Raw genomic sequence first — 14,018 nt, 5'->3', positions numbered from 1 at the left:
TCGTCGTGGGTTTTCCAAGTTCGTCCGGAGTCGTCGTCGATGAGCGCGGCGCCGCCGCCGTCATCGCCCTCGACCCCGGGCTGTATTCCGAAGACGTGGCTCTGAAGGCGGCCTATTGGCTGACGGATCGCTGCCACGTCCATGTCGGGCGAAGCCAAGAGGGCGGACTGGTCGCGGAGATCCGCACGAAGGATGGGCGCGAGGGCCTGGAGCTCACCGCCGCCTGCGGGGAGTTCTGCAACGCCTTGGTCGATTTCGCCCTGCGCGCCCGCATCGCCGAGGAAACGCGCGGGACACAGGAGGCCCTTTTGCAACGCGCCTTCGTCCAACTGCTGCCAAGAGCGGCAGGTGGCTGACACCCGCTTCAAGGACAGAGACGCCTATGTTGAGGCGGGCCCCTACCGCCCGATGCCGTTCCGGTTCGAACGGCTCGACGCCGAGCGCGTCTTGATGACGCATTCGGGCGGCGAGTTCGTCATCGTCAAAAGGGCTGTCTTCGAAGACTTCGCCGCCGGGACGCTCGCCATCGGCTCCTCCGAATATCTCGATCTGAAATCCCGCTCCTTCCTGACGCACGGCCCCGACGCCGCGGAGCTGCGCGCGTCCGCGTCGCAGTGGCGGACCAAGAAGGCCTTCTTGGAAGGCGGGCCTAAACTCCACATCTTCGTGCCGACGCTTCGCTGCAACCAAAGCTGCGGCTATTGCCAGGTCTCCCGCGCGGATGTGTCGGCCCCGGGCGTAGACATGACGCGCGAAGACGCCTCCCGCGCCATCGACCTCATGCTGGCGGCGCCGGCCACGACCCTCACCATGGAATTCCAAGGGGGAGAGCCGCTGCTTGCCTTCGACACCGTGCACTGGATGGTCGAGACCGCCGCTGGACGCTCTGTCCGGGCGGGCAAGGACCTGCGCTACGTCATCTGCACCAACCTGACGCTGCTGACCGACGAGCACATCGCCTTCTTCAAGCGGCACGACGTCGCCATCTCGATGTCGCTGGACGGCCCCGCCGACCTCCATGACCGCAACCGCCCCCTGGCGGGCTCGGCGGCCCACGCCATCGTCGCCGCCAACATCCGGCGCTGCCACGAAGAGCTGGGGCCGGGCAGCGTGTCGGCGCTGATGACCACCACCAAGCACAGCCTTGGCCGGGCGCGCGAGATCATCGACGAATACGCAGCCCTCGGCTTGCACTCGATCTTCCTGCGCGAGCTCAATCCCTACGGCTTCGCGACCAAGTCGGCCAAGGCCGTCGGCTACGACACGGCGGAGTTCGCCGCCTTCTACAAAGAGGCGTTGGCGCACATCCTCGACGTGAACCGCCGCGGCGTCCCCATGGTCGAAGGCTACGCCTCCATCCTGCTGCGCAAAATCCTGACGCCGTTCGGCGTCGGCTTCATCGATCTCCAATCTCCCACCGGAGAAGGCTTCGGCGTCGTGCTCTACAACCACGACGGCGGCGTCTACGCCTCCGACGAAGCCCGCATGCTCGCCGAGATGGGCGACGAGACTTTCCGGCTCGGCTCCGTGTCGGACACCTACATCGACCTGATGACCGGCAAGACCATGCAGCTCCTCGCGGCTTCCGGCGTAGCGGAATCCCTGCCGGGCTGCTCGGACTGCGCCTACGTCCCCTACTGCGGTGCCGACCCTATCCGCCACTACCGCACCCAAGGCGACCTCGTCGGGCACCGTCCGACCAGCGGGTTCTGCCAAAAGCAGAAGGCCGTCTTCGCCACCCTGTTCGACCTACTCGACAAAGCCGACAAGGAGACCATGAGCATCCTGCTCGGGTGGCTCAATGTCGGAAATCCCCGCCTGCCAAGGCCGCCATGGCTGTCGTGATGGCCGCCCATGGGCGCTTTTCCCACCCGTTCGAGCCCGTGATTGGGCGCGTGTCCGAGACGGTTGCGGTGGCGTCGCCCGCTGACACCGTCTTGGTCTGTCGAAGCGGGCGGGTTCCCGATGTCGACCTATCGTCCTTCGCCGCGGTGCTGATGGAGGGCAGGGAAGCCGAGGGTCCGCGCATCGGCGCCTACGACGACCTGTCCCATCTGGCCGATGGCGACTTGGTGATGGTCGACGGCACGAATGGGCGGACCCGAACGCTGTTCCGCCGAGGCTCCCCGCACAACGCCCTGTTCGTCACCGAGCGGTGCAACAGCAACTGCCTGATGTGCTCGCAGCCTCCGAAGGACGACGACGGCATGCTGGGCACCTGCCACCGCATCATCGGCCTCCTCAAAGACCAGCCTCCCGTCCGGCTCGGCATCACCGGCGGCGAGCCGACCTTGTTCGGAGTCGGGTTCGTGCGCTTATTGGAACATTTGAAGGCCGATCTGCCGAACACCGCCATAACCTCCCTGTCGAATGGGCGAACCTTCGCCGACCCGGCGTTGGTGTCGGCCATCGCCGCCGTCAGGCACCCGAACCTGCGGTTCAGCATCCCGCTCCATGCCGACGTGCCAGACGTCCACGACCACATCGCCCAGGCCCGCGGTGCGTTCCACCAGACGCTGGCCGGGTTCTACAATCTGGAGGCCCATGGCATCGAGGCGGAAATCCGGGTGGTCCTTCACGCCCAGAGCGTGCCTCGACTTGGCCAGCTCGCCGAGTTCGTCTGGCGCAAGCTGCCGTTCGTCGCCCAAGTCGCCTTCATGGGCCTCGAGCAGATGGGCTACGTGAAGAAGAACTGGGACAGCCTCTGGATTGACCCCATCGATTACGCCGACGGGCTTTTGGCGGCGTCCGAACACCTATTCCGTCGAGGCGTCGACGTGTCGATCTACAACCTCCCGCTTTGTGTCCTACCGCAAGCGGCGTGGGGCCTGGCTCGAAAGAGCATCTCTGACCACAAACAGATCCTCATCGAAGAGTGCGCCGGGTGTGCGGTTCGAGACCATTGTCCCGGCTTCTTTACCTCGGGAACCGCGCGACCAAGCCGAGCGATCTCTCGCATCATTTGACGGCCTTTTGGTCTCCGCCCTGACGGATTGAGCCCGCGTGGCCTGCACAAGCACTGTGATGATGGCAGTCAGTCTGGTTTCCGATGCCGCCATTCAAGCCCGCCGCCAGAGCGACGGCGATACCGTTCCCAGCCACGGGTCTTGAGATACGCACCGACGCGCATTTGGTCGCTCTTCGTCCATTTGGCCGGCTCGATGCCGATGGCATTCTGCAAAACCTCGCCGATGGACAGGTCTGTCAGCGGTTCGGATCGGGCAACCTCGACGTCACGCCAATTGTCGTAGGCGCCATAGCCTTGGTTGACCCGCTCCTTGTCGTAGACCAGCCAGCGATCGATCAGGCCGTCCCAGGCGTCACCCTGGTACCGTTCTTCCTGTGCGTCTTCGGCCATACGCTTGGTTTCTTCGTCTTCGATCCACCATTCGACACCGTTGGCGTACCAGACCATGGCCTCGGCCCAGAGCTGGTCGCGGTCGCGGCGGAGCGCGGCGATGTCGATCTTGCCGCAGCGGACGGGCCAGAAGCGGCGGTTGCCGGTTTCGTCTCGCAGGTAGGTGTCGGGATTGACGGTGCCCGCGAACACGCACTGGCGCGGCACGTCGATGACGTAGCGTTCATAGGGCGGGCGATACCGATCGACAGAGCGGGATAGGAAGGACTTGATCCTGGAGGTCTCGGCACGGCCGATGGCGTCGAGTTCAGCGATCTCGATGATCCAGACGCCGCGTGTTTGCTGGGCGGCATCCTTGCTGCCGATCTCGGCCAATTCGTCGGTGAACCATTCCACCCCGGCCAGGGTCTTCAGCGCGGTCGATTTCTTGGCCCCCTGCGGCCCTTCCAGAATCAGCACCTGATCGGCCTTGGCCCCAGGGTCCATGACGCGGGCCACCGCCGACAGCACCCACAGGGAGCCAAAGGCGCGAGATAGGCGGGTATCGGCAGCACCGAGATAGGTGATGGCCCAGGCTTCCAGCCGGGGGATGCCGTCCCATTTCAAATTGGTCAGGTATTCCCGCACAGGATGGACACGGATGGTTTTGGCCACCGCGCCGATGCTGCGGGCCACCACCTTGGGGGAAACATTGATGTCTCGGCGCTGGAGCCATTCGGCGCAACGGACGTCGTCGGCCTCGCCCCAGGGGCGGGGAATGGTGATGCTGCCATCGTCCCAGGGCAGAGGTCGATTGACGATAATTTCCTGGCGGAACTCGTCGAAGATCAGTGTTCCGGCGAAGGCCGCGTCGCAGGATAGGGCGGTGATCACGTTGGCCTCGTTGCGCTCGGGATTGCCGTCGGTGCCGGTGCGGATCTGAGCGAACCAGGCCGGGCGGGCGGACTGCGTGCTGTCGCCGCTGCGCAATTCACTGCGTAGTATCGCAAGATGCTTCTCTGTGGTGGCGATCGGGATACGGGCTGCCGCCTTAATGGCCACCAGCACCTCGCGTTCATGGGCGGGTTCGAGTTTGGCGCGGGCAAGCTGCCCCAGCACCTGGCTGAACTTGTCCATGTCGGGCGGAAAGGTCAGCTTCAGCGCGGCAGCCCGCAGATCATTGAAGCTGGTGGGGATCTGCGGCTCCACGATTGACGGCAGCTTGTTATAATATGCAGCCACCGCCCCCTTCCCGATGTCGTCGTTGAAATCATCCCCGTGCAGGGGCGAGACGATGGTGGACGGGATGTCGGCGGCGTTGAGACGATCGGCCAAGGTGGCGGCGGCCTGCTGACCGGCGTCGCCGGCATCGGCAAAAATGGTGACGCGGCTTGTGCCCTCGGGCCACTGCCACTGACGCATACCTCCCGCCGACAGTGCGGCCCAGGTGGGGATGCCGAAGATGGCCCAGGCCGACAGGGCGGTCTCGATGCCCTCGGCGATTCCGAGGTGGCCGTCGGCGGGCATGGGGGCGAGACGCACGCTGCCGCCGTCGACCGCCCCCAGCATCTTCTTGCCCGGTGGCGCCTTGCCGCTACCGTCGTCGAGCAGAAAGGTGCGGTGGATGCCGCCGACAGGATTGCCGGCACCGTCACGGACGATCCCCACCAGCCCCGGCCAGCCGCGCCGTCCATCGAAATCGGGCAGGTCGTCGTGGTACAGCAGGTCGGGCGACCGCGGATCGCCGATACCACGGTGGCGGAGATAGGTCTCGCCGATGGTGCCGACCAGCGGTTGGACACCGCCGAGGATGCGGGCGATTTCCAGGTCATGCGTCGGCTTGGGCGTCATGGCTCGTTGCGGGGCTGGCAGATCCATCCGCGCCAGCCGGGCGGCTTCCTCGAACAGATCGCGGTCGGCGAGACCGGTGGCGTGGTGGATCAGATCGATGGGACCAGCGCTCTCGCCGGTGGCATGGTCGAAGCCCCAGCCGGCATGGTGGCCGGCAAGATGGATGATGCACGAGCCCTCCTTACGCGGCGACCGCCCCGCCAGATCGGCACAGCGCAGCGTCCGGCGATCCGGCGACAGGCGGCCATGCGGAAACAGTCCGGGCAGCCAGTCCGGTGCCGTGGCGGCGAGGCGACCCCGGATTTCGGGCAGATCAAAACGTGCAGGCGGTTGCCAGACGTCGTTGAGGTCGATCATGCGAGTATCACCAGCCCCCTTTCGGCACGAGTAATGGCGGTGTAGAGCCAGCGGCGGCGATCCTGCTCGGTGCGGCCCAGACCGTCGTCCCAGACGACGACGTTCCCCCAACTGGAGCCCTGGGCCTTGTGACAGGTGATGGCCCAGCCGAAGGTGGCCTCGGTCAGCAGGCGTTTATTCTTCCAGTCGCGGTCGTGGCGATGGGCATCGAGAGCGACATGGTCCTCGAAGTGGCCCTTATAGATAAGGAGACGGCCGGGCTTGCCGTTGGTCCCCGGATGCCCGACCGGCTTGCCATCCTCGTCGATGCCCACCGCCGAGAAATACAGGCTGCCCTCGTCGACGATGTCGGAGAGCGATACGAACATGCCGTTGATCAGACCAAGGTCGTTTTGGTTCTTGAGGCAGATGATTTTCTCGTTGGGGCCGGTGGGCAGGTACGATCCGCCAAAGCCGGCGGCACGGCGCAACGCATTGTTCAACTGGAACCGGGTGGCGTTGCGACCGCAGATGACCTGTCCGCCGCGCAATGCCTGCGGCGGGGTGACGTCGGCCATGGGCATTTTCCAGGCATGGTCGTCGTACTGGCCGAAGCCGATGGGACGGCCTTCACGCGCCATCGTTGCCAGCCGGATAATGGCGCTTTCGGCTGCTTGGCGGTGAATCTCGGTCAGCATGACGTCTGGGGCGTCCTTGGTGAAGGCACCTTCGCCCTTGATCGGCGGCAACTGGCCGGGATCGCCCAGCACCAGGATAGGGCGCTCGAAGCTCATCAGGTCGGTCGCCATGTCCTCGCCGACCATGGACACCTCGTCCAGGACGATCAGTTTGGCATCAGCGGCCGCGCTGGCGGGGTTGAGGGAGAATCGCGGTTTTTTCATTTCGCGCACCGCTTGTCGCATGGCTTCGATGGCCGCTTCCGCGGTGGTGCGATCGAACCCGCCAAGAGTGCGGGCCTTGATCTCGGCCTCGGCGATGCGCTTCTGGGCTTCCTCGACCTCTTCTTCTGTCGCCTCAATGACGCTGTAGATCAGGCTGTGGATGGTCCGCGCCGGAGTTCCCTTGCGCCGCAGCACCAGAGCGGCCTTGCCGGTGAAGGTGGCGGTGACCACACCGGGACGATCCTCGGCATGGGGGCTGAGGCCCAGATCGTCGAGGGCGAATTTCAGCACGGTTGATTTTCCCGTTCCGGCAAAGCCAAACAGTCGGAACACCTGCTGCTCGTCCGTGCGGTTCTGGAACCACTGGCGGATGGCGGCGATGGCCTGGGCCTGAATGTCCGACGGAGTGATGTCGCCCATCATCGTCACCGGGCCAGATAGCGTTTTTCGACATCGGCCAGTCGGTTGGCCAGCGTGCTGGCCTGGGAGACCAGGGAGGCGATGTCGGTGCGCAGTTGCTCGATTTCGGGATCGGTGCGGATGGGTCCATAGGCTGCTTCGCGGATCTGCTCGATCATCTTGCGCGGGAGCTTCAATTCCTCGGCAACTCGCTGGTCGCTGAAGCTATCCAGGTACATGCCCTTGGCATCGTCGAACACCCCATCCAGCTTGTGGCGGATGCGCATGCGCTCGTCGGGGGTGGCGGGGCGGAGGGCGGGCGTCGTCATCAGCATTTCCTTCCTGATGGTGGGTTTGATGGGGTTCGGCGCAGCCGGTTTGATCGGCGGGCTCGGACGGGCCTTGCAGTCGGGGCAGATGGTGCGGCGCGGACGGTTCTTGTCACAGTCCCATCCCTTGGCCCGCGCCATGCGCTCGACACCATCGGCGTGATGGGCACTGTTCAAGGTGATATCCAGCGTGTCGCCGCATTGGGCGCACCACAGGCGGGCAATGGTGCGTGGTCCGGTGATGTCGCGAACCTGAAGAACGTCGTAGCTGAGGCCGCGGCGTTTACCGGTCATCGGCACGTCCCCCAGCAACGGTCCTGCCAGGAACAGGCCCCGTGCCAGCCGTCGGCCGTCTTACCGCCGCGGCAAACCACCGAGGTCCGTTCGGCACTCGCGCGGGGCAGCATCTCCTGGGCGTCGCTGGCCTGGACCACCTGGAGGGCACGGTCGCTCATGGTCTGGGCCAGGGCGGCGTCAAACGGTACCAGTTCGCAGTGGATTTCCCAGGTATCCCGGTTGAGCGCGGTGAACAGCGCCGGGGCCGGCAGATCCATATAGGCCTGATAGAGGGCAAGCTGGGCGGCATAGACCGGCTTGGACAGCACCACGCCGCGTTTCACCACGTCTTTCCAGGACGATACGCCCAGCGCCTTGTTCTCCCACAGGGCGGGATAGCCCATAGCCACCGGCCCGCCGACCAGGCAGCCGTCGATATGGCCCTTGAAGCGACCGTTCAGCACCGAGAACCCAAACTGCCGCCCGTCGCGACGCTCGGTGCGCAGATCGAACCCGGCGGCCCGCAGCCAAGCCGCTACCACGTCCTCGCCCCGATGACCGGCCTCGAAGATACGGAGCGTCTTGGGTTCAAAATCCCGGCCTTCATCCTTGGGCACGGCGAGATAGTCGTACTGGATCTGGCGCAGGCATTCGCGGCCAATGCCCGAGGTGCTGACATACTGGCGGGCCACCTGAGAGCGGTTGCGCACGACCAGGGCGGCATCGATGGCGGCGTTGACCGCCATGGTGATGCCGGGGTCGTGGTCGGGCTTCTGGTACTGGCAGCCGGAGCCATGGTTGAGGTCGAGCATGGCGGGCCTCAAAATGGAATTTCGTCGTCGAACGGCAGGCCGGAGCGTTCCTTCACACCAGCCTGTCGCTGCATGGACTCGACGTAGCCGGTGACAGCGGCTTCGATCAGGCGGTCGATATCCTCTGGTGTGCGGTTGTAGAACGGCTCCATCAGTGCCAGCGCCGTCAGTGCCTCGGCGAAGGGACGGCGGGCATCCTTGATGGCCTGGTTTTCTCGGGCGGTCTTGTCGATCATGCCGTTATGGTCCCTTGCGATCTTGGCGCCGGCCTGCTGGCAGCGCATTGAGCAGAAGCGGTGGAACGGGTATTCGTCATGGCGCAAGCGGTGGACGTAACCGAAGCCCTTGGCCTCGCGACCGCAGATGGCGCAAAGACTCAGCCCAGCAAGAGCCGGGTCAGCTCCGGGTGCTGATCGGGCTCCGCCTTGATCCGCTGCGAGGCCAGCACGATGAAGCTGCCGATGGCGTTGGTGGCCATGGCCTCCAACTCCCACATGGCCAGCGCCCTTATGGGCTGGTGCAGTTTTCCGCGGGCTTCGAGCCATTCGCCGATCGCCTTCGCCGCTTGGCGCGTCGTATGCGCCTGCCATTCATCATCGGTCATGGTGGGGCCGCCCGCCCGAGGACGAGCGGCATCTCCCTCAGCCATTGAGCCAAGCCGGGCCGTTGGCCGCCGGCTGCGGTGAAGCCTGCGGCGGGGCCGCTGCCGGGGGCTGCTGAGACCACGCCGCTCCCCCCTGCTGTTGGGGCCCCTGGGCCGGGGCTGCCTCGGTGGCCCAGGCAGGGGAATTGCCTCCGGCGGCGGTCTTGGTCGACTTGCGCGGCTTGGCGTTGATGGGTTCCGGTTCCACCGTTTCGCCCTTCATGATCAGGGCGTATTGCTGGTCGCCGGGTAGCACCACATTGGCCAGCCGATTCTGGTCGTGATACTTGTCCGGATCACTGGCCGGCTCGACCATGATGCGGGCGACAAAGGTGATCCCGTCCAACTGCTTCAACCCCAGCAAGACCCGCTTTGCCTTGGCGGCATCGCTCATATCCTTGGGGTCGAGGCCAAGGGCCGAATCGACCATGGCGCGGAACGATGCCTTGGAGATATTCCAGGCGATGGACTGGCCCTTGTCGTCCAGCTTGCCGCCGGCCACGGTGAAGTTCTGCCAGAACTTGCGGCGCACGCACGGCCCCTCGACCACGGTGAATTCGCAGTCCAGCATCTTGGCGTCGCTCTCGGCGGCGGCTTTCAGCAGCCCGGCATCCATCGGCACCGAGCCATTAACCCCACCGGGGCGGATGGTCATGCGGACCTTGGCGAAGGTGCCGTCCGGGATCAGTTCACCCGCGGGCATCCGCTGGGCCTGGGCGTCGTTGAAATCGTAGGACATGGTGATGGGTTCCTTTCAATCAGACGGGGATACGGTTGATCTTGGAAAGCAAGGCGCCGAGGTCCGGCGGTTCGGTCACATCGAGTCGACCGGAGCGATCCTTGGCGGGCAGGCCATAGGGATTGCCGGAGCGGCAAACGAGGCGGCGCTCGGCGGCCTTCTCGTTCAGTTCCCAGTTGCCGTCGGCGTCGTGGGAGAACAGGTGCATTGAGATGACCTGATCGACGATGCCGGGCAGTTCGCGCCCCGCCTTCGATCCCTCCATCTGCGGTTGCCAGCTGATGGCGTTGAATTCATCGGTGACCTTCTCCAGCACGCCGACGAAGATCACCGTCTTGCCCGGCGCGTGCTGCAGGTGCTTCAGCGCCTGGATGACTTCCCGGCCCAGCAGGCCATAGGCGCCGCGGATATCGGGCTTGCCGGTGCGATCGGAGAAGGCTTCCGGCTGCTGCTTGGCGAAGGCCATGGCCTGGCGAGTGAGGTCGGTGATGGAATCGACGAAGATTACCGGCATGGAGGCGAGGAATTCCTCGACGCCCGATCCGGCATAGAGTGAACGCACATGCTGGTGATGCTGGGCGCTGTAATAGGCATTGGGATCGGCCGCCGGATCGGGGCCGCCGATCAGCACCACCAAGTCCCGGAAGTCGCCGAAGCTGCGCACCGGGATGCTGGCGCCGGACCAGTCCTGGACCGACTTCATGCCCGCCTCCAAGTCGAGGCAGACGGTGTGGGCGGGCGGCAGGGTCTTCAGCAGCGAGGTCTTGCCGACTCCAGGTGGGCCGAAGATGGCCACCGAGGTCTTGTTGCCGGCGGACGACAGTCGCTCGTCGGCGGTGATGATGCGAACGGCCATGGGATCTGGTCTCCTTGATGTGAGGGACGGCGGGGCGTTGACCGGGCGCCGAAGGGATGCCGGCCCGCCCTTGCGGAACGGGCAGCCCCGCCGCTGTCTCAGGGGGTGTTGGGCTTCAGCGTGAATGTCAGCTTGCCGGTCTTGACCGTGCGGGCCGCCTCGAAGGCTGTGCGGATGTGGGCGGGCCAAGCGCCGTATTTGCGCTCCGGCACCTTGAAGGCGGTCTCGATGTATTCGCTCGGATCATCGCCGCTGGCGCGGATGCGCTCGACGATGGCGGTCAGCAACGACTGGTCCCACTCCACCTTCTTGGGCAGATCGGCTACCACGGTGATGTCGCCGTCGTCGAACCGCACAGTGCCGGTATCCTTGCCCTCACGGCTGCGCAGCTCGGTGGCGAGGTTGGCGTAGCGGCGGGTCAGCGCGCCGTCGAGCCAGTCCTTCTGCATCTTGGCGAGACGCACGGTCTGCTCGGCTTCTTCCTGCAGCAGGGCCAGCATTTCCGCCGGCAGGCTGGCGGCCTCACCCAGCGGCAGGCGCATCATGTCGGCGAGGCTGGGACGATTGGGGATGGTCATAATCAGTTCCTCCGGGGCTTGTCGCCGCTCGCCTTGATGGCGATGTAGGCGATGCGGTCTTCGGCGATGCGGCGCTGCACGAGCAGCAGGCAACCGTCTTTGGCCTGCGCCATGGCGTGGTCGGCGATACGGTCGAGTTCGGAACGGGCGGATCCGGGCAAAGCCGAGGGATCTCGTGCCCGATCTACGCCCAGCAGGCCCTCGTGATACGAGATGCTGTCGCCGGGCTGGGCTTGATCGATCCAGGCGAGAAAGCTGTGTTCATTCATTACGGGTGAAGTAATGGGCGTCATGATGCGACCCGCGTTTCACCGGTGCGCTCGCGCATATGATCGGCCTCGTAGGCGACCACATCGTCCAAGCGATAGACCACCTTGCCTTCCAGCTTCAGAAAGCGAGGGCCTTTGCCGCGCCAGCGCCACTTCTCCAGCGTGCGGGGGCTCAAGCCCCACCGGCGGGAGAGCTGGACCTGATTGATGTGAGAGATAGGACGATCAGTCGTCATTCTTCCTATTCCTTGCCGTTCGCGGGACGGTCGTTTCGATCGTCCGAATGAAGGTCATCACCTTGTCGGCGGTCGCCAATGTCGGTGAACGGCCGCGTCGCAAGCCGAGCACAAACGATGGATCGCCAACGGCTTGACGCCCAAACTCGGTGGGCTTGAAGCCGCTATTGGCGAGGAAAGCCTCGACGGTGGCGCGGAACTGTTCGCTTAATGTGCTCATGATAGGAAATATAAAATCCGCATGCGCCTCTTGCGTCAAACGGAAAAGATTGTTAATTTCCTACATAGCCGAATCAATGGGATACCAGCATGGACCTCGACCCTGTCCGCCTCCGCCTTCTCCAGCTCGTGCAAGAGCAGAAGACCGATCTGAAAAATCTCTCGCTGGCAATCGGGCGCAATGCCGCCTATCTGCACCAGTTCGTGTTTCGGGGAACGCCGAAGATCCTGGCCGAAGACGTCCGCCAAGCGCTGGCGGAACATTTGGCCGTCGAAGAGGACGAACTACGTCACTCGCAGATCCCGACGCGCAAGCCACGATCACCGAACCAGCGGGACGATGTGGGTCTGGCTCTCCCGGATGGGTTCCTGCCGGTTTCCGAGATTGATGTTCGTGCGTCAGCTGGGTACGGCGCCGTGCATGACGGCTTGGAAGAAACCAAGGCGACCTGGTTATTTCCGGATGCGGTGGTCCGCTATGAATTTCGCGCTCAGCCAAGTGACCTTCGCATGATCACCATCACCGGCGATTCCATGGAACCGCTCCTGTCCAGTGGGGATCGCATCCTCATCGACACCAGTCAGAAGGTGCCGGTGCCGCCGGGAATCTTTGTCATCTGGGACGGCATGGGGTTGGTGACCAAGCGGATCGAGCACATCCCCCATTCAGATCCGCCGACCGTGGTGATCCGGTCAGTCAACCCGGAGTACCAGACCTACGAGCGCACCGCCGATGAGATCAACATCATCGGGCGCGTCATCTGGGCGGCGAAGCAGTTTTAAGCCGGCCAAATCTCCAAAACATCTGGCCGTCGGAGGACAAGTGGACCCGTTCAAACCTTACCAACCTCGCCCGAAGGTCGTGATCCCCAAGCTGACGGTGAATGATGCCGAGACCATCGCCATCAAGGCCATGGCCTTTATCGCGGCTGACGAAGATTTGATGCCCAGGTTCATTAATCTGACGGGTTGCGGCAGCGTCGATGACATGCGCGGTCGTTTGGCTGAAAGGGCATTTCTGGGCTCGGTCCTCGATTTCGTGCTGGGGAATGAGCAGACCACCATCGCATTTGCCCAGAGCCTGTCCCTGGCGCCTGAGGTGCCGATGCTGGCTCGCGCGAAACTGCCTTGATCCGAGCACGGGTCGTCCCGTCCATCGTCATCACATCCATCATGGAGCCCCCATGCGCCCCTTTCTTCTGAGCCTTTTCCTGCTGGCGTCAACTCCCGCATGGAGTTCCGACATAGTCTCCTGCTTCACCCCCGGTGAGGATTGCACCGGCGTGATTGTCGATCAACTCGCCGCTGCCAAGCGGGAAGTCTTGGTCCAGGCGTACAGCTTCACCAATCCCGATATCGTCAAAGCGTTGGTTGCCGCCAAAAAGCGGGGTGTCGATGTCAGAGCCATCCTCGACAAGTCGAATTTCTGCCGGGCAGAAAAGGCGGGATGTGAAAACAAGGGACAGATTGCAGCCGACACATTGGTCATCGCCAAGGTGCCCGTGACTGTCGATCGCGAACACGCCATCGCCCACAACAAGATCATGGTGATTGACCGGGAACGCGTCATCACCGGCAGTTTTAACTTCAGCCGTGCCGCCCAGGAAAAGAACGCCGAGAACCTGTTGGTAATCACCGACGCCGCCCAGGCGCAGCGATATACAAGGAACTGGCAATTTCATGCCGAGCATTCCGAACGGTATGCCGGACGATGAGCATGCTCCGTGGATTGAAGTGGCTGGGGACGGCGGCGGGCATCCTTGGGGCGCTTCTGGTTGCCGCCAATATCCCGTCAAGCGGGTGGGGATTCGTCTTGTTCCTGGTGTCATCGCTGTCATGGTCGGCTGCGGGCCTGCTGATGCGCGAGCCGTCGCTTGTGGCCTTGAACGTGACGTTCGTCGCCATCAATATCCTGGGGATCGTGAGGTGGCTGTTGTGAGTTCCGTCCATGCCGGTTTCTGGCCCCGATATCTGGCGGGCAGCAAAACTGCTGATTGACCGCCATGGTGACGAGGCGCCCGTGCATGCCGCTATGCGCTGCGATGACCTGATGGCAGCCGGTGATACGGAAGGCTGGGCGGTTTGGCGCCACATCTGCACTGCCATTGATGAACTGCTCCGCCCGATTCCGAACGACGGAGAGAGCCGACACTAATCTCTGAGGTCAATTCACCTCCTTTCGCCCCGGCACCTTTGTTTTCGCCACCCTGCGACGGAAGTGCTGCTGCGCTTGGAA

The 14,018-nt window shown here is 64.0% G+C and carries 20 protein-coding genes; 8 read left to right on the top strand and 12 right to left on the bottom strand.

Going from position 1 to position 14,018, the window contains the following annotated elements; all coding sequences use genetic code 11:
• The first annotated feature begins 5 nt into the window (after nucleotides 1–5).
• The 3 genes from hxsD to hxsC are packed head-to-tail and all read left to right on the top strand — an operon-like array spanning nucleotide 6 to nucleotide 2,966.
• Nucleotides 6–356, top strand: a complete 351-nt coding sequence (gene hxsD, locus CP958_RS25985) for a His-Xaa-Ser system protein HxsD (protein WP_242442980.1) — start codon at nucleotides 6–8, stop codon at nucleotides 354–356.
• Complete coding sequence (gene hxsB, locus CP958_RS16545) at nucleotides 349–1,845, top strand: His-Xaa-Ser system radical SAM maturase HxsB (protein ID WP_141400547.1); 1,497 nt, start codon at nucleotides 349–351, stop codon at nucleotides 1,843–1,845. The genes hxsD and hxsB overlap by 8 nt, the downstream gene beginning before the upstream one ends.
• Nucleotides 1,833–2,966: a His-Xaa-Ser system radical SAM maturase HxsC gene (gene hxsC / locus CP958_RS16540; RefSeq protein ID WP_096703324.1), complete on the top strand. Its 1,134-nt coding sequence runs from the start codon at nucleotides 1,833–1,835 to the stop codon at nucleotides 2,964–2,966. Before hxsB ends, hxsC begins: the two co-directional genes overlap by 13 nt.
• A 68-nt stretch (nucleotides 2,967–3,034) precedes the next feature.
• Here hxsC and CP958_RS16535 read toward each other — a convergent pair whose 3' ends face one another.
• The 12 genes from CP958_RS16535 to CP958_RS16480 form a co-directional block, all read right to left on the bottom strand.
• Nucleotides 3,035–5,545: a VapE domain-containing protein gene (locus CP958_RS16535; protein WP_096703323.1), complete on the bottom strand. Its 2,511-nt coding sequence runs from the start codon at nucleotides 5,543–5,545 to the stop codon at nucleotides 3,035–3,037.
• On the bottom strand, nucleotides 5,542–6,849 hold the full coding sequence (locus CP958_RS16530) for an AAA family ATPase (RefSeq protein WP_242442944.1): 1,308 nt from the start codon (nucleotides 6,847–6,849) through the stop codon (nucleotides 5,542–5,544). Before CP958_RS16530 ends, CP958_RS16535 begins: the two co-directional genes overlap by 4 nt.
• A gap of 2 nt (nucleotides 6,850–6,851) precedes the next feature.
• On the bottom strand, nucleotides 6,852–7,448 hold the full coding sequence (locus CP958_RS16525; RefSeq protein ID WP_096703322.1) for a hypothetical protein: 597 nt from the start codon (nucleotides 7,446–7,448) through the stop codon (nucleotides 6,852–6,854).
• A complete protein-coding gene (locus CP958_RS16520; protein ID WP_096703321.1) occupies nucleotides 7,445–8,242 on the bottom strand; it encodes a hypothetical protein in 798 nt (265 codons plus the stop codon). The genes CP958_RS16525 and CP958_RS16520 overlap by 4 nt, the downstream gene beginning before the upstream one ends.
• An 8-nt stretch (nucleotides 8,243–8,250) precedes the next feature.
• Complete coding sequence (locus CP958_RS27070; protein WP_242442943.1) at nucleotides 8,251–8,478, bottom strand: DUF6511 domain-containing protein; 228 nt, start codon at nucleotides 8,476–8,478, stop codon at nucleotides 8,251–8,253.
• Nucleotides 8,479–8,618: 140 nt separating this feature from the next.
• Entirely contained in the window at nucleotides 8,619–8,846 is a 228-nt protein-coding gene (locus tag CP958_RS16510; RefSeq protein WP_096703320.1) for a hypothetical protein, read from the bottom strand.
• A 37-nt stretch (nucleotides 8,847–8,883) separates the two neighbouring features.
• Entirely contained in the window at nucleotides 8,884–9,624 is a 741-nt protein-coding gene (locus tag CP958_RS16505; protein WP_096703319.1) for a hypothetical protein, read from the bottom strand.
• 19 nt (nucleotides 9,625–9,643) lie between these two features.
• On the bottom strand, nucleotides 9,644–10,480 hold the full coding sequence (locus tag CP958_RS16500; protein ID WP_096703318.1) for an ATP-binding protein: 837 nt from the start codon (nucleotides 10,478–10,480) through the stop codon (nucleotides 9,644–9,646).
• A gap of 98 nt (nucleotides 10,481–10,578) precedes the next feature.
• Complete coding sequence (locus CP958_RS16495) at nucleotides 10,579–11,058, bottom strand: hypothetical protein (protein ID WP_096703317.1); 480 nt, start codon at nucleotides 11,056–11,058, stop codon at nucleotides 10,579–10,581.
• 2 nt (nucleotides 11,059–11,060) lie between these two features.
• A complete protein-coding gene (locus tag CP958_RS16490) occupies nucleotides 11,061–11,351 on the bottom strand; it encodes a hypothetical protein (protein ID WP_141400546.1) in 291 nt (96 codons plus the stop codon).
• Nucleotides 11,348–11,563 (bottom strand): hypothetical protein, encoded by a 216-nt coding sequence (locus CP958_RS16485; protein ID WP_024078965.1) that lies wholly within the window; start codon nucleotides 11,561–11,563, stop codon nucleotides 11,348–11,350. Before CP958_RS16485 ends, CP958_RS16490 begins: the two co-directional genes overlap by 4 nt.
• Complete coding sequence (locus tag CP958_RS16480) at nucleotides 11,553–11,783, bottom strand: hypothetical protein (RefSeq protein WP_052473386.1); 231 nt, start codon at nucleotides 11,781–11,783, stop codon at nucleotides 11,553–11,555. The genes CP958_RS16485 and CP958_RS16480 overlap by 11 nt, the downstream gene beginning before the upstream one ends.
• An 89-nt stretch (nucleotides 11,784–11,872) precedes the next feature.
• Here CP958_RS16480 and CP958_RS16475 point away from each other — a divergent pair, with 89 nt between their 5' ends.
• Genes CP958_RS16475 through CP958_RS25980 form a run of 5 tightly spaced genes read left to right on the top strand, consistent with a single transcriptional unit; the run spans nucleotide 11,873 to nucleotide 13,937 of the window.
• Complete coding sequence (locus tag CP958_RS16475; RefSeq protein WP_096703315.1) at nucleotides 11,873–12,565, top strand: LexA family transcriptional regulator; 693 nt, start codon at nucleotides 11,873–11,875, stop codon at nucleotides 12,563–12,565.
• A gap of 40 nt (nucleotides 12,566–12,605) precedes the next feature.
• Entirely contained in the window at nucleotides 12,606–12,914 is a 309-nt protein-coding gene (locus CP958_RS16470; protein WP_096703314.1) for a DUF3572 domain-containing protein, read from the top strand.
• A gap of 52 nt (nucleotides 12,915–12,966) precedes the next feature.
• Nucleotides 12,967–13,497 (top strand): phospholipase D family protein, encoded by a 531-nt coding sequence (locus tag CP958_RS16465; protein ID WP_096703313.1) that lies wholly within the window; start codon nucleotides 12,967–12,969, stop codon nucleotides 13,495–13,497.
• Nucleotides 13,498–13,499: 2 nt separating this feature from the next.
• Nucleotides 13,500–13,721 carry a hypothetical protein gene (locus CP958_RS16460; RefSeq protein WP_082036694.1) on the top strand — a complete coding sequence of 74 codons (222 nt, stop codon included), beginning with the start codon at nucleotides 13,500–13,502 and terminating at the stop codon, nucleotides 13,719–13,721.
• Nucleotides 13,722–13,730: 9 nt separating this feature from the next.
• Nucleotides 13,731–13,937, top strand: coding sequence for a hypothetical protein (locus CP958_RS25980; RefSeq protein ID WP_141400545.1), 207 nt, complete (start codon nucleotides 13,731–13,733; stop codon nucleotides 13,935–13,937).
• Nucleotides 13,938–14,018 lie beyond the last annotated feature (81 nt).

This window comes from Magnetospirillum sp. 15-1 (assembly GCF_900184795.1).
Classification (GTDB): Bacteria; Pseudomonadota; Alphaproteobacteria; order Rhodospirillales; family Magnetospirillaceae; genus Phaeospirillum.
Note: the sequence above shows the minus strand (reverse complement) of the source record. Positions and strands in the feature narration are given on the sequence as shown.

Bases quoted from the DNA above. Each gene is read 5' to 3' on its own strand.
- hxsC (WP_096703324.1), top strand. From the start codon at position 1,833: ATGGCTGTCGTGATGGCCGCCCATGGGCGCTTTTCCCACCCGTTCGAG.
- CP958_RS16535 (WP_096703323.1), bottom strand. From the start codon at position 5,545: ATGATCGACCTCAACGACGTCTGGCAACCGCCTGCACGTTTTGATCTG.
- CP958_RS16530 (WP_242442944.1), bottom strand. From the start codon at position 6,849: ATGATGGGCGACATCACTCCGTCGGACATTCAGGCCCAGGCCATCGCC.
- CP958_RS16525 (WP_096703322.1), bottom strand. From the start codon at position 7,448: ATGACCGGTAAACGCCGCGGCCTCAGCTACGACGTTCTTCAGGTTCGC.
- CP958_RS16520 (WP_096703321.1), bottom strand. From the start codon at position 8,242: ATGCTCGACCTCAACCATGGCTCCGGCTGCCAGTACCAGAAGCCCGAC.
- CP958_RS27070 (WP_242442943.1), bottom strand. From the start codon at position 8,478: ATGATCGACAAGACCGCCCGAGAAAACCAGGCCATCAAGGATGCCCGC.
- CP958_RS16510 (WP_096703320.1), bottom strand. From the start codon at position 8,846: ATGACCGATGATGAATGGCAGGCGCATACGACGCGCCAAGCGGCGAAG.
- CP958_RS16505 (WP_096703319.1), bottom strand. From the start codon at position 9,624: ATGTCCTACGATTTCAACGACGCCCAGGCCCAGCGGATGCCCGCGGGT.
- CP958_RS16500 (WP_096703318.1), bottom strand. From the start codon at position 10,480: ATGGCCGTTCGCATCATCACCGCCGACGAGCGACTGTCGTCCGCCGGC.
- CP958_RS16495 (WP_096703317.1), bottom strand. From the start codon at position 11,058: ATGACCATCCCCAATCGTCCCAGCCTCGCCGACATGATGCGCCTGCCG.
- CP958_RS16490 (WP_141400546.1), bottom strand. From the start codon at position 11,351: ATGACGCCCATTACTTCACCCGTAATGAATGAACACAGCTTTCTCGCC.
- CP958_RS16485 (WP_024078965.1), bottom strand. From the start codon at position 11,563: ATGACGACTGATCGTCCTATCTCTCACATCAATCAGGTCCAGCTCTCC.
- CP958_RS16480 (WP_052473386.1), bottom strand. From the start codon at position 11,783: ATGAGCACATTAAGCGAACAGTTCCGCGCCACCGTCGAGGCTTTCCTC.
- CP958_RS16475 (WP_096703315.1), top strand. From the start codon at position 11,873: ATGGACCTCGACCCTGTCCGCCTCCGCCTTCTCCAGCTCGTGCAAGAG.
- CP958_RS16465 (WP_096703313.1), top strand. From the start codon at position 12,967: ATGCGCCCCTTTCTTCTGAGCCTTTTCCTGCTGGCGTCAACTCCCGCA.
- CP958_RS16460 (WP_082036694.1), top strand. From the start codon at position 13,500: ATGCTCCGTGGATTGAAGTGGCTGGGGACGGCGGCGGGCATCCTTGGG.
- CP958_RS25980 (WP_141400545.1), top strand. From the start codon at position 13,731: ATGCCGGTTTCTGGCCCCGATATCTGGCGGGCAGCAAAACTGCTGATT.